Below are 13,491 nucleotides of genomic sequence, written 5' to 3'. Positions count from 1 at the left end.
GGTTGATCGGTAATTGCTGTAATTAGCGGCGCTTCACTCCACTAATTGTGTTGTGGTGTACACCTACATTGCTATACATGCAAATCGGGGGGAGCAAAATCAAAGGGCAATTCGTTATTAATCGCTTGAATTTGCCTAGCCTCGTAAGTATTCACCTCACTGATATAGGGAACCAGAATTTGCTTGAGCCGATCGCGATAAAAGCGATGCAAACTGTAATTTGGTGTCGCAGGAAATCCGCGCCGCTTTTTATGCTGACCACCAGCCCCGGGGTCAAAGCGTTTAATTCCTTGAGCGATCGCCCATTCGATCGGTTTGTAATAACAAGCATTAAAGTGCAAACAATCAATTTCCTGCACGCATCCCCAATAACGCCCAAATAATTGATCATCCTTACGAATGCAGAAAGACATCCCGACAGGTTTGGGATAATCTTCGATCTCACCTGCCACAAACACAAGGCGATCGCGAAAGCTATGGGCGAGATTTTCAAAAAACTTGCGATTCAAATACTTGCTGCCACCCCAGAACTTATTGCAATGATCGTTATATAGCTCATACATATAGCCATAAAAATAATGCGGAATCTCTTCACCCGTATAAACCCGCATCGTAATTCCTGTGCTTTCGACGGATTTGCGCTCCCGCTTAATATTGCGGCGCTGATTCGCATTGAAATTTTTGAGGTAATCATCAAAATCCGTAAACTCTTGATTTTCCCAAACGTAACTATGGTGCATCCAAGTTGTAAAGCCTCGTGACTCTAGCTCATGCTTCCAACTGGGATCGACATATAAGAAATTACAGCCCGACATTTGATGTTTGTCACAAAGGCGATCAATCTCCGCAAGCATCAAATCATAGATTTTTGATAATTCGTTGGGATTATCGCTCAAATCAGGATGTACCAAAAAGCGATAACCCACCGCAGGCGTAAAGGGAGCCATCCCTAATAATTTCGGATAATACTCAATCCCTAGCCGATAGGACAAATCCGCCCATTGATGGTCAAACACAAACTCACCTTGACTATGCCCCTTCAAATACAAAGGCGCAGCCGCCACTAATTCATCTCCCTGCCAGACTAATAAATGACTAGGCAGCCAACCCTGCTGGGCGATCGCACAACCTGAAGACTCTAAATTCGAGAGCCATTCCCATTCAAAGAAAGGAGTTGCCAAAGGTTTTGCGAGAATATTCCATGCCTCAGCCTTGACCTTATTAACCGTATCCACCCAAGTCGTTGTATAACGGGAAGCTTGTTGCAGCATAGTGAAAGTCTTGGCTGTATTTAAGTAAGTTGCTTAGTATACATAGCTTAACAAATGCCAACCTCAAAGTCAGAACTATGACTAGGGTTCTGTGATTTAATAAAAAGCCGATTTTTGTGGTGTGGCGAAGCCACACCACAAAAATCGGCTTTTTATTTTACTGTATGGCTCTTAGTAATTTTCCTGACTTTGAGATTTTAAAGAGCCAAGAAACTTGTGAATTTATGTAAACAAATGGTGTTTTATAACACCACCTGCGTTAATGTATATACATGGCACAAGAGGCAGAGCAACTCAATCCAAACGCAAACCTAGTTTAAATGTTGAAAACAAATTTTCAATGTAAAGGAGGAGCTAAAAGAAAGAGTTAAAAGTCAAAATCGGATTGACGCTTTGTTGCTCCCCACGATTCTTTCGATCTTTACGGGGCAGTGCTTATCCTAAAGATCGGTGTAGTTTTGATAGCTTCGATAGCCTGTATTGTTATTGGGGTCTCTTAAATTTCTATTCAATGTTTATTTAGGTTTTGACCTAGCATGAAAACGAAATGAGACAAACTTATGTAGTTGAAAAGATAAGGGCTACGGCGTATAGTTAATCAATACCCACACGTTTCAGTAAACCACTAGTAGAAACCTTAATTGAATTACTTAAAGACATGAGTCTAGCAGCCTTCTGCTAGACTCATTCAGTTTTTGGACATAAAAAACAAGGGTGATCGCTTCGTACTTATCCTTTGCTGTTAATGATCCCTTTTTCGGTAAAATAAACAACAATTCATTATTTTCACAATCCTAACTCAGGGGTAAACGAGCATTGCGTAAAATCGTTATCGCTGGCAACTGGAAAATGTATAAAAACCAGTCTGAAGCCAAAACATTTTTCTCGGAATTTCCTGCCCACCTCAAAGCCACCGCCCCCCAAGCGGCGATCGCCGATCAGCAAATCCTTATTTGCGTCCCCTATACAAATCTGGCGATTCTACAAACCATCGTGCCAGCGATCGGTCAAGCAAACCTGAGTATTGGCGCTCAAAATGTCCATTGGGCAGAAAATGGCGCATTTACTGGTGAAATTTCTGCACCGATGCTAGTCGAGCTTGGCATCAAGTATGTGATCATCGGACATAGTGAGCGTCGTCAATTTTTTGGTGAAACCGATGAAACTGTGAACAAGCGACTAAAAGCTGCACAGGCTAACGGATTAACTCCCATTCTCTGTGTTGGCGAAAGCAAGCAACAACGCGACGCAAACGAAACCGAGTCTTGGATATTTTCACAACTAGCAGCCGATCTCGTTGATGTTGATCAAAATAATTTGATCATCGCTTACGAGCCAATTTGGGCGATCGGTACTGGAGACACCTGTGCCTCTAGCGAAGCAAATCGTGTGATTGGACTAATTCGTGGTAAGCTAGCAAATCCTAACGTCACAATTCAGTATGGTGGTTCTGTCAAAGCTGATAATATTGACGAAATCATGGCGCAACCTGAAATCGATGGTGTGCTAGTTGGTGGAGCAAGTCTTGATCCAGCAGGCTTTGCCCGAATTGTAAATTATCGCTAGGACTTACATCACTTTTTGTTTATATGCTGTCCCTAATGATTTCTCGATAAAGACAGCGATCGCCACAGCCGACATAACCGTAACAAAGCTCATCACGCTATGACAATTGTTTTGACAATTGACTTTGTGAGATCTACTTTGTTATAATTATGTGCTGTTGATTAGAATACACAGCCGCAGATATACCAAATCATCACTTATGCCCACGATCCAACAGCTCATCCGCAGTGAGCGCCAAACCATAAACACCAAAACAAAATCTCCTGCCCTAAAAAGTTGTCCTCAACGCAGGGGAGTATGTACGCGCGTCTACACTACAACACCCAAAAAGCCCAACTCTGCACTTAGAAAAGTGGCACGGGTACGCTTGACTTCTGGATTTGAAGTCACCGCATACATCCCTGGGATTGGGCATAACCTCCAAGAACACTCCGTTGTGATGATTAGAGGCGGTCGTGTAAAAGATTTACCAGGTGTGCGTTATCACATTATCCGTGGCACTCTCGATACTTCAGGTGTTAAGGATCGTAAGCAAGGACGCTCTAAATATGGTGCTAAGCGACCCAAGCCTGGTCAAGCTCCAGCCGCAAGCACAGGCAAGAAGAAAAAGTAAGAATCATCTATAAAAAGGTTACTTAGTAGCCATTTAGTAAAATTAGCAATTCATTTTATAAGGTGAATTTAGTACCGCAATGTCCCGTAGAACGAAAGCTTCAAAGCGCATAACTCCCCCTGATTCGGTTTACAACAGCCGTCTTATTAGTATGCTTATCCGCCGTGTAATGTCACGCGGTAAGCATTCTGTAGCCTCTCACATTGTTTACAAAGCTCTTGACACCATCGGCGAACGTACAGGCAATCCACCATTAGAAGTGTTTGACCGTGCAATTCGCAATGCCACCCCACTTGTAGAAGTTAAAGCTCGTCGTGTTGGTGGTGCTACTTACCAAGTACCAATGGAAGTCCGCACTGATCGTGGTGTTGCCCTTGCCCTACGCTGGTTAGTTCAATATTCTCGTGGTCGCGCTGGACGTAGCATGATTACGAAACTAGCTAATGAATTGATGGATGCCGCCAACGAAACTGGTCAAACCATCCGTAAGCGTGAAGAAACCCACAAGATGGCAGAAGCAAACAAAGCATTTGCTCACTACCGTTACTAACGTTGTTAGACCTTAGCTTGCCTCGCTATACTATTCTTAATATAAATTCTCAATTCCTGATAAACACGAGGAAACTATTGTGGAACGCTCTATTGCCTTAGATAAGGTACGCAATATAGGTATTGCGGCGCACATTGACGCTGGTAAAACCACAACTACAGAGCGAATTCTGTTTTATTCTGGCGTTGTTCACAAAATAGGTGAAGTCCATGATGGAACCGCCGTAACTGATTGGATGGCTCAAGAACGCGAACGCGGCATCACCATTACTGCCGCCGCTATCAGCACCAATTGGAAAGATCATCGCATTAACATCATCGACACTCCTGGACACGTGGACTTCACCATTGAAGTAGAACGCTCCATGCGTGTACTTGATGGCGTAGTTGCAGTTTTCTGTGCCGTCGGTGGCGTACAGCCTCAATCCGAAACTGTATGGAGACAAGCAGACCGCTATAAAGTACCTCGCCTCGTATTCGTCAACAAAATGGATCGCATGGGGGCGAATTTTTTGCGAGTACGAGAACAAATTCGTGCGCGTTTTGGTTCCAATGCTGTTCCCATCCAACTGCCTATTGGTAGTGAAGCAGAGCTAGTAGGAATTATCGATCTCATCAAAATGAAAGCCTACATTTATAAAGATGAAATCGGCAAAGATATCGAAGAAATAGATATTCCTGCTGACTTAGTTGATCTAGCTAACGATTGGCACGGTAAGCTCCTTGAATCAGTTGCCGATTCTGACGATGATTTGATGGAGAAATATCTTGAAGGTGAGGAACTCACTGAAGATGAAGTTAGATCAGGCTTGCGTAAAGGCACTCTTAGCGGCAAGATTGTCCCAATGACTTGTGGTTCGGCTTTCAAGAATAAAGGCGTACAGCTTTTACTAGATGCCGTTATCGATTACCTTCCTGCGCCTAGTGATGTTAAACCAGTTCAAGGTTTGCTACCTAATGGTGAGGAGGCTACTCGTGAAGCAAAAGATGATGCACCAATGTCGGCATTGGCGTTCAAGATCATGGCTGATCCCTATGGTCGTCTCACCTTTGTGCGAGTTTATTCTGGCATCTTGAAAAAAGGTTCCTACGCGCTCAACTCTAGCAAGAACAAGAAGGAACGTATTTCGCGCCTGATTATCTTGAAAGCTGACGATCGCCAAGAGGTTGATGAACTCAGAGCAGGTGACCTCGGAGCTGTACTAGGACTTAAAGACACCTTTACAGGCGACACTCTTTGCGATGACAGTTCACCGATTGTTCTAGAGACACTATTTATTCCTGAGCCTGTTATTTCCGTTGCTGTTGAGCCAAAAACGAAACAGGACATGGAAAAACTATCCAAGGCTCTACAATCTTTGTCTGAAGAAGATCCGACCTTCCGCGTGATGACCGATCCAGAGACCAATCAAACAATTATCTCTGGTATGGGTGAGCTTCACCTTGAAATTCTCGTTGATCGGATGAAGCGCGAGTTTAATGTTGAAGCGAACGTGGGTGCTCCTCAAGTCGCTTATCGCGAAACTATTCGCAGAACCGTTACCGATATTGAAGGTAAATTTGCCCGTCAGAGTGGTGGTAAGGGACAATATGGTCACGTTGTGATCAATTTGGAACCTACCGAACCAGGCACAGGATTTGAATTTGTATCAAAAATTGTTGGCGGTGTGATTCCTAAGGAATTCATCAAGCCTTCAGAGCAAGGTATGAAAGAAGCCTGTGAATCGGGAATTCTGGCAGGCTACCCTGTGATTGACCTCAGAGCTACCCTCGTACATGGTTCGTTCCATGATGTGGACTCTTCAGAAATGGCTTTTAAAATTGCTGGTTCAATGGCAATCAAGGAAGCTGTTATGAAGGCTCAGCCTGTTTTGCTTGAACCGATGATGAAGGTTGAGGTGGAAACCCCTGAAGACTACATGGGTGATGTCATCGGTGACCTCAGTCGTCGTCGTGGCAATATTGCGGGTATGGACGATACTCCATCTGGCAAGAGAGTTGAGGCAAGGGTTCCCTTGTCTGAGATGTTTGGTTATTCTACTGACCTTCGCTCTTCAACTCAAGGCAGGGCAAGCTTCTCAATGGAATTTAGCCATTATGAAGAAGTACCAAAAAATGTGGCTGAAGCCATCATTGCTAAAAGCAAGGGTAAAGAGTAGTCCTTCAAAATACTCGACAAATACTCTATAAACTAGAGTAGCAATTACCAAAAATGCTCTATAAACTAGAGCAACAATTACTAAAGTTAAGGATAATTACGAAAAAATGGCACGCGCTAAATTTGAGAGAACTAAGCCCCACGTTAACATCGGTACTATCGGTCACGTTGATCACGGTAAAACCACTTTAACTGCTGCAATCACCATGTCCTTGGCAGCCGCAGGTCAAGCAACAGCCAAAGCATATGATCAAATTGATGCTGCCCCTGAAGAAAAAGCTCGCGGCATTACGATCAACACCGCTCACGTTGAATATCAAACCGTAGAGCGTCACTATGCTCACGTTGACTGCCCAGGACATGCTGACTATGTTAAGAACATGATCACGGGTGCGGCTCAGATGGACGGCGCAATTTTGCTTGTATCTGCTGCTGATGGTCCTGAGCCTCAGACCCGCGAACACATTTTGCTTGCACGTCAGGTTGGTGTACCTAACCTTGTTGTTTTCTTGAACAAAGAAGACCAAATGGAAGGTGAAGAAGAGCTAGTTGAACTCGTTGAACTAGAAGTTCGTGAATTGCTTTCTTCCTACGATTTTGACGGCGACAATATTCCCATCACTCGTGGTTCCGCTCTGAAAGCTGTTGAGCAAATGACCAAAGATCCTAAAACTGCTCGTGGAACCAATCCTTGGGTTGATAAAATTTGGACTTTGATGGACTCTGTTGACTCCTACATTCCTACTCCTGAGCGTGCAGTTGATAAGCCTTTCTTGATGGCTGTTGAAGATGTATTCTCGATCACTGGTCGCGGTACGGTGGCAACTGGTCGGATTGAGCGTGGTACTGTTAAGGTTGGCGATATCGTTGAACTTGTTGGTATTACCGATACCCGTACCACTACCGTTACTGGTATTGAAATGTTCAAGAAGAGCCTAGATGAAGGTCTAGCTGGTGACAACGCAGGTCTATTGTTGCGTGGTATTCAGAAGGCTGATATTGAGCGTGGTATGGTTTTGGCTAAGCCTAAGTCGATCAATCCTCACACTCAATTTGAAGGTCAGGTTTACATTTTGACCGAGAAAGAAGGTGGTCGTAAGACTCCTTTCTTCCCTGGCTATCGTCCCCAGTTCTATGTGCGTACAACCGACGTAACTGGAACCATTGTTACCTTTACTGCTGATGATGGTAGCGATGCTGAAATGGTTATGCCCGGCGATCGCATTAAGATGACCGTTGAGTTGATCAACCCCATTGCGATCGAAAACGAAATGCGCTTCGCTATTCGTGAAGGCGGACGTACTGTTGGATCAGGTGTTGTAACCAAGATCTTGAAATAGTTCTTAGTTTTCCAATAAAAAAGCCTCGCAAAGCGAGGCTTTTTTATTGGTTAATCAAATATTTCCGCTGGATCAGCCGTTTGGACTTTGCGAAGCGATAATGTCCCTGAAATCACGCACATCGTAATTGTTAGGAACAGTAGCTGCAAAATGCGATCGCTATTTAGCTCCATTAACAAGCCTGTAGCACTTTGAGTTAGGTTGTAAAGAATTGCACAAATTAATAGGGCTGGCACAAATCCACAGAGTGATAAGAGCAAGGATTCTTGCAAAATTAGACTAAATAAATAAAAGTTGCTGTATCCCATCGCCTTAAGGGTGGCATATTCAGCTAGATGATCTGACACATCTTTATATAAAACTTGGTAGACAATAACGACACCAACAATAAAGCCCATGGTCACTCCTAAGCCAAAGATAAAGCCAATTGGGGTTGCTTCAGACCAGTAATTTAACTCTAAATCAATAAATTCTTGTCTAGTCAATATTTTTACATCTTGATCTAATTGCGATTGCATGGCTTCACGAACGGCGATCGCATTTGCATTTTCTTCTAACTGCACTAAGCCTAAGCTAATATTTCCAACGGGGCGATCGGGGAAAATTCTTAAAAAGTTTTGTTCGCTTGTAATCACTGTGCCGTTAGCTGCAAAAGATACTCCCATCGTAAATATTCCGCCGATCTTAATGGTGCGGTTAGCTACCTCTTTGGTGAGAATTTTGCCTTGGGCGATCGCAGTTTCATATTCAGCAGCCACTGAACCATAAAAGTCTTCCCTTGAGCCGCGATCAAACAGCACAACATCAGGTAATAAAGTTTTATCTAAATCTGGTTTGATATTGGGAAATAGGAATGGATTGGCTTGGGGGGAAACGCCAATCGCTAAAATGTCTTCCTTTACGCCAAGCTCAGTTGCATTCCACTCAGCGAGACCAATATATACTGGGTAAACCGATTTGACCCCTGTAAATCCAGCCGCTTGATGTAAGCGGCGACGTGAAAATTGCCTGAGATTCAGTAGATTGTTCGAGCTGGGATGAATCAGGACTAAATCACTACGCAGGTTAAGGTGTAACAGAACTGCACTTTTAAATAGGGCTTCTTGAAAACCTAACTGCATGGCGATCAAAATTACCGCAAACATGATTCCTGCGATCGCGATCGCTAGTCGTCCTTTTTGATAAGTAAGTTGTAACCAAGCTAAGGGAATGGCAAACATCAGGAGGGGGGGGTAGATTTGAGATGTTTGTAGAGCCAGCCACAACCACCTAAGCAGGTACGCTTATCTTCTTCGGAAACATTAATATTTGTCCTTAAATATTCCTGTAACCATTGGCAGCCACGCATTAGGAGGTTTTCGAGGTCGAGATTCCACATAATGATTTTGCGATCTTCCCCCGATGACACCAAAATTTTGCCATTGGGGCTAAAGCAGACACTTCGCACGGGGCCTTGATGTCCATTAAAGGTGCGTAAAAGCGTACCATCACCACTCCAAAACTGAATGGTGGAGTCTTCACTTGCTGAAACAATCGACTTGCCATCGGGACTAAAACAGACACTAGTGACTTCAGCACTATGTCCATTTAAGGTTTTAATTAATTGCCCTTCAATACTCCAAAGTTTTACACTTTGATCCATACTGCCACTAGCAATCATCTTGCCGTTGGGGTTAAAACAAACTGTATAAACTTCAGCACTATGTCCATCTAAAGTCCCTAGCAGAGTGCCATCCCAACTCCAGAGATTAATGAGTTTGTCTTTACTTGCGGAGGCGAGCATACTGCCATCAGGAGCAAAATCGATACTGTAAACTTCCGCAGTATGTCCTGTGAGCGTTTGCAACCATTTACCATCCGCACTCCAAACTCTTACCGTACCATCTGCACTACAAGAAGCAAAAACCTGACCATCACAACGATAAACAACCTTATAAATTTCCGCACGATGGGCGCTAATGGTATCAATTAAGGTCCCATCAGTTTTCCAGATTTTGATACTAGCGTCGGCGGCGGCGGTCAATATGGTAGAACTATCGGGACTGAAGGTGACGCAGTTAACCTTATCGTTATGACCTTCTAAGACTGCCTCAAGAGTACCATTGGCATTCCAGAGATTGACTGTTTTATCCTTACAAGTAGATGCCAAAAATTTAGAGTTAGGACTGACGGCAACCGAGAACACTTCGTCGGTATGTCCCATCAAAGTTCTTAAAGGAGTCCCACGGATTGCCCATAGTTTGACGGTGGTATCTCGACTTGCCGAGGCGAGAGTTTTGCCATCGGGACTAAAGGCAATACTATGCACAACGTCACCATGTCCTTGAAAGGTATATTGCAAACCCTGTTCTATGTCCCAAACACGAATTGTGCGGTCAAATCCACTTGAGGCGACCGTGTGATTGTCGTGACTAAAGGCGACGCTCCATACTTTGTCAGAATGTCCATAAAAAGTTTTCAGTAATATTCCATCTGAGCCCCACATTTTAACGGTGCGATCGCGGCTTCCCGAAACAATTGCCAAACCATTAGGTGCATAGGCAACACTTTCTACAAAACTGTCATGCCCTCGTAAATGTCTGATGGGTACACCCAGAGTATTCCAGATGATCAGATTGCGATCGGCACTACCTGAAACTAGGGATTTACTATTGGGATGAAAAGCTACACAGGTTACCCAACGATCATGACCGCCGCGCAAAGTCCGAATTACAGTGCCATCATTTTTCCAAAGTTTAACGGTGGTATCTTCGCTTGCTGAGGCAATCATCTCACCATCATGACTGAAACATACATCCAAAACAGGCCCTTCATGACCTCTGAGGGTAGCGATCGGTTGAGCAGCAAATTTACCTGTAGATTCATCGCGTTTCCAGATCTTGACCATATTGTCGCGGCTACCTGACACCAATAGGTTGCCATTGGGACTAAAAGCGACGCTAGTTACCCAATTTGTATGGCTGGTTAAGGTTTGGAGTAAAACTCCTGATGCGTCCCAAATTTTGATGGTGCGATCGCTACTTGCTGAGGCAATATAATGTCCATCGCGAGAATAGCAAACTTTATTAACCCAAAATCCATGTCCTTCAAGACGATTGTATTCATGCGTACCATAGACGACTTGTTCTAGAGCCGTAATCGCTCGGATTTGGGTATTGGCGCGTAGATTCTCAAGGGTGCTTTCGTCAACTTGAGTTGTAAGGCGTTTTAGCTGGACTCCGCCAATTACACCCGCAATCATGGCTTCAATATGATTATTAGAAAGAAATAGTGCTTCTGAAGAAATGGTGTAAGCAACTATTTTTTCGTTGATTTCGCCCATCTCAGCGATTACACGCTGACGACGTTCGGAATCTAGGCTTTTTTCGAGTTCTTCGCTCAGTTTCTCGAGGCGATCAGCATCGGCAGCTCGCGCTGCCATCATTTGTTCGCGCTCATTAACTCTTTGTGAAGCCTCCAAAAAGCTGAGATCAATTCTCGGTAACTCTGGTTGTCCTTCGGCCCAAGCTAGGGATTCAGCAAGACGTGTTCCTCGCAATAAACAAGATTCATCGGTTTCTTCAGAGCGTTGCCATGCTTGTAAAGCTTCAAGATACGGACAGTTACGCAGTTCAGAAAATTTAACCTTGTTTTTAAGTTTAATCACCACGATCGAAACATCGTCATCGGGAACGTCTAGTCCTGAAAATTGATCAAGGGCAATTTTTAAGCCTTGTAAAATCTCTGAAGCTGAAATTGAGCTAGTTCAATTACAGTTTTGCGTAGCGGAGAAATATCATCGCCGTTAGATCTGCCAAATTCTTCGCCCGATGGACTAGTTGCTTCAAATAGTCCATCACTAAAAAAGATGGCGATATCCCCTTCATGCAGCGATCGCGAAGTAGCTCTGTAGGTGGCACTATCAAAACGCCCCAGAGCGATCGCAGGATTGACAACCTCTTCACAGGTATTAGTCTCAGCCCGATAAATTAATGGACCAGGAATGCCAGCATTACCCAAATGCAGCTCATAGTTAACTAGATCGAGCGCACCATAACAAAAGGCGATCGCATCATCAGTGCCGCTTTTGCAAAGTAATTGGTTTAAAGAATTCAACATAGAAGAAGGATTTTGGAGCCTGCCCTGCTGTCCATAGGCATCCAATTGTCCTTTAAATAAAGCGGCATGGATCGCTCCAGCAACCGATTTGCCTGAGGAGTCGGCGATCGCTACGGCTAATGTGCCTGATTGCTCTAAAAACTGATAATAATCGCCACCAAGATCTACGGCTGTCCATACTTCCGCAGCAATATCTAGCCCAGGGTAAGCAGGCAAGCTTTGTGGCAATAAGCTTCTTTGGAGTAATCTGCCACTTGATAGGTCATTGGAAGTTTCATTTAGCTGCATACACTAATAGGCAGAGCGATCCTCAGGACAAGTATTGTTAGCACAGATATCAAGTATTTGTATCAGTCAAACTATTTGTTTAAAATAGTTCCCAAAAATCCTGTGCTACGCACACAGAGAATCATACTCCCTAAAATAGGGCAACTTAATACAAATATGGCAATTCCCTGTAAAGTTAAGACATAAAGCTCATAACAGTTGGATTTAGTCGCACTCAAGAGTTTCGCGAGTCATTCTCCCAGTTACAGGGTTTTGTCCCTTCGCTGATAGGCAGAGTTTTTTACGAATTGGTGGACGTAAATCTACATCCGTAAAGTCTGCACCATCAATGATTACATTATTAAAAGAAGTACCGTAAGCAAATGAACCTTGAATTACGGCATTAGTTAAGTTTGCCTTGTCAAGACGTGCATTATCAAGCGTGCTATAGCTGAGATTTGCTCCTGTCAGATTTGACTCTTTCATATTGGCGGCAAAAAAACTGACTCCTTGCGCGTCAGCATTAACAAACGATGTGTTCCGCAGATCGGACTCGTTAAACTGATAGCCTTGCAGCGATCGCCCCGAAAAGTCGGCTCCTTCGAGAAAAGCTTTCACATATACGTCTGCTAAAGCAGGCTGAGTGCTAGCTAATATTAGAGTCAAGCACAGCAGCAGTGTATTTATGGCTTTAAAGAAGGATTTAAAAGTAAAATTGCGTAATGTAAAAACTGTGATTTTCATAATCTTTATGATAACTGAGTCTTAAGATAAGGAACTGATTTTTTGTGACGCGGCTTCGCCGCGCCACAAAAAATCGACTAGTTTATTAAATCGCATAATCCTTATGGCAAAAAAAGTAGGCGATCGCGGGGAGATACTAGTAGCCCAACTCTTACAATCGCATGGATGGGAAATTTTAGAAACTCAGTGGCGATGTCGTTGGGGAGAGTTGGATTTAATAGCTTGCGATCGCCAATGGTTGCTATTTATTGAAGTCAAAACCCGCAGCGATCGGAATTGGGATGGTGATGGCAGTCTGGCGATTACCCCAAAAAAGCAAGCCAAACTCATTAGAGCTGCATCTATATTTTTAGGTGAACATCCCCAGTTAGCAACCCTTTGCTGTCGGTTTGATGTGGCTTTAGTCCGCCGTACAGCCTCAGAGGATTTTTGCTTACAGTCTTATATTGAACAAGCCTTTGTCGCATAGCTATAGTTACCTGTATCAGTACAAATTAAAACCAAAATAGTGTGAGGCGGCGCTTCGCGCCGCCTCACACTATTTTGGTTTTATGTCCTAACAAGAATGGCGACAACTATAAAACCCAAGTTTTTAACTGGGAAGGGGGGTAGAGGACGTGAACTACCAGACGCTGACCGCTTAGGCGGTACAGCGCTGGCTTCCTGATTCAACGGGGATAGCGTCCAACAAAACCGAAGTTTTACCAGATCGACTTACATCTCCTCCACAGGCAGACTCGCTAGTTCCTAACGAGATAATCCGCAAGGCTTCATTTCTAATGTTTATCGCTGCATTTACATCACGGTCATGGAGAGTACCACAATGCTTACAAGTCCATGCCCTAACATCAAGAGTGAGGTTATCAACTCGATTTAGGCATACAT

General features: G+C 43.8%; 12 protein-coding genes. 6 read left to right on the top strand and 6 right to left on the bottom strand.

The window, feature by feature from the left end; translation table 11 throughout:
• Nucleotides 1–71: 71 nt before the first annotated feature.
• A complete protein-coding gene (locus tag VB775_RS19110; RefSeq protein ID WP_281005787.1) occupies nucleotides 72–1,271 on the bottom strand; it encodes a GNAT family N-acetyltransferase in 1,200 nt (399 codons plus the stop codon).
• An 816-nt stretch (nucleotides 1,272–2,087) separates the two neighbouring features.
• On the opposite strand from VB775_RS19110, the gene tpiA reads away from it, so the two are divergent.
• From tpiA to tuf, 5 genes are all read left to right on the top strand, one after another.
• A complete protein-coding gene (gene tpiA / locus VB775_RS19105; RefSeq protein WP_281005786.1) occupies nucleotides 2,088–2,837 on the top strand; it encodes a triose-phosphate isomerase in 750 nt (249 codons plus the stop codon).
• A 199-nt stretch (nucleotides 2,838–3,036) separates the two neighbouring features.
• On the top strand, nucleotides 3,037–3,450 hold the full coding sequence (gene rpsL, locus VB775_RS19100; RefSeq protein ID WP_126384375.1) for a 30S ribosomal protein S12: 414 nt from the start codon (nucleotides 3,037–3,039) through the stop codon (nucleotides 3,448–3,450).
• 79 nt (nucleotides 3,451–3,529) lie between these two features.
• The gene (gene rpsG, locus VB775_RS19095; protein ID WP_281005785.1) at nucleotides 3,530–4,000 is read left to right on the top strand and encodes a 30S ribosomal protein S7; all 471 of its coding nucleotides are present in this window, start codon (nucleotides 3,530–3,532) and stop codon (nucleotides 3,998–4,000) included.
• A gap of 79 nt (nucleotides 4,001–4,079) precedes the next feature.
• Nucleotides 4,080–6,158, top strand: coding sequence for an elongation factor G (gene fusA / locus VB775_RS19090; RefSeq protein WP_281005784.1), 2,079 nt, complete (start codon nucleotides 4,080–4,082; stop codon nucleotides 6,156–6,158).
• 106 nt (nucleotides 6,159–6,264) lie between these two features.
• Nucleotides 6,265–7,497 carry an elongation factor Tu gene (gene tuf, locus VB775_RS19085; RefSeq protein ID WP_281005783.1) on the top strand — a complete coding sequence of 411 codons (1,233 nt, stop codon included), beginning with the start codon at nucleotides 6,265–6,267 and terminating at the stop codon, nucleotides 7,495–7,497.
• 50 nt (nucleotides 7,498–7,547) lie between these two features.
• Here the strand turns inward: tuf and devC are convergent, their stop codons facing one another.
• The 4 genes from devC to VB775_RS19065 all read right to left on the bottom strand — a co-directional run bounded on the left by devC (nucleotide 7,548) and on the right by VB775_RS19065 (nucleotide 12,606).
• Complete coding sequence (gene devC / locus VB775_RS19080) at nucleotides 7,548–8,717, bottom strand: ABC transporter permease DevC (RefSeq protein WP_281005782.1); 1,170 nt, start codon at nucleotides 8,715–8,717, stop codon at nucleotides 7,548–7,550.
• Nucleotides 8,717–11,143, bottom strand: a complete 2,427-nt coding sequence (locus VB775_RS19075) for a WD40 repeat domain-containing protein (RefSeq protein ID WP_323216909.1) — start codon at nucleotides 11,141–11,143, stop codon at nucleotides 8,717–8,719. Before VB775_RS19075 ends, devC begins: the two co-directional genes overlap by 1 nt.
• Nucleotides 11,144–11,202: 59 nt before the next feature.
• On the bottom strand, nucleotides 11,203–11,883 hold the full coding sequence (locus VB775_RS19070) for a PP2C family protein-serine/threonine phosphatase (protein ID WP_281005780.1): 681 nt from the start codon (nucleotides 11,881–11,883) through the stop codon (nucleotides 11,203–11,205).
• 204 nt (nucleotides 11,884–12,087) lie between these two features.
• Complete coding sequence (locus tag VB775_RS19065; protein WP_281005779.1) at nucleotides 12,088–12,606, bottom strand: pentapeptide repeat-containing protein; 519 nt, start codon at nucleotides 12,604–12,606, stop codon at nucleotides 12,088–12,090.
• A 103-nt stretch (nucleotides 12,607–12,709) separates the two neighbouring features.
• Here VB775_RS19065 and VB775_RS19060 point away from each other — a divergent pair, with 103 nt between their 5' ends.
• Nucleotides 12,710–13,075, top strand: coding sequence for a YraN family protein (locus tag VB775_RS19060; protein WP_281005778.1), 366 nt, complete (start codon nucleotides 12,710–12,712; stop codon nucleotides 13,073–13,075).
• Between the two features lie 171 nt (nucleotides 13,076–13,246).
• Here VB775_RS19060 and VB775_RS19055 read toward each other — a convergent pair.
• On the bottom strand, nucleotides 13,247–13,491 hold a 245-nt coding region (locus VB775_RS19055), incomplete at its 5' end, for a zinc ribbon domain-containing protein (protein ID WP_323216908.1).

This window comes from Pseudanabaena sp. CCNP1317, assembly GCF_034931345.1.
Taxonomy (GTDB): Bacteria; Cyanobacteriota; Cyanobacteriia; order Pseudanabaenales; family Pseudanabaenaceae; genus Pseudanabaena; species Pseudanabaena galeata.
Note: the sequence above shows the minus strand (reverse complement) of the source record. Positions and strands in the feature narration are given on the sequence as shown.

Bases quoted from the DNA above. Each gene is read 5' to 3' on its own strand.
- VB775_RS19110 (WP_281005787.1), bottom strand. From the start codon at position 1,271: ATGCTGCAACAAGCTTCCCGTTATACAACGACTTGGGTGGATACGGTT.
- rpsL (WP_126384375.1), top strand. From the start codon at position 3,037: ATGCCCACGATCCAACAGCTCATCCGCAGTGAGCGCCAAACCATAAAC.
- rpsG (WP_281005785.1), top strand. From the start codon at position 3,530: ATGTCCCGTAGAACGAAAGCTTCAAAGCGCATAACTCCCCCTGATTCG.
- tuf (WP_281005783.1), top strand. From the start codon at position 6,265: ATGGCACGCGCTAAATTTGAGAGAACTAAGCCCCACGTTAACATCGGT.
- devC (WP_281005782.1), bottom strand. From the start codon at position 8,717: ATGTTTGCCATTCCCTTAGCTTGGTTACAACTTACTTATCAAAAAGGA.
- VB775_RS19070 (WP_281005780.1), bottom strand. From the start codon at position 11,883: ATGCAGCTAAATGAAACTTCCAATGACCTATCAAGTGGCAGATTACTC.
- VB775_RS19065 (WP_281005779.1), bottom strand. From the start codon at position 12,606: ATGAAAATCACAGTTTTTACATTACGCAATTTTACTTTTAAATCCTTC.
- VB775_RS19060 (WP_281005778.1), top strand. From the start codon at position 12,710: ATGGCAAAAAAAGTAGGCGATCGCGGGGAGATACTAGTAGCCCAACTC.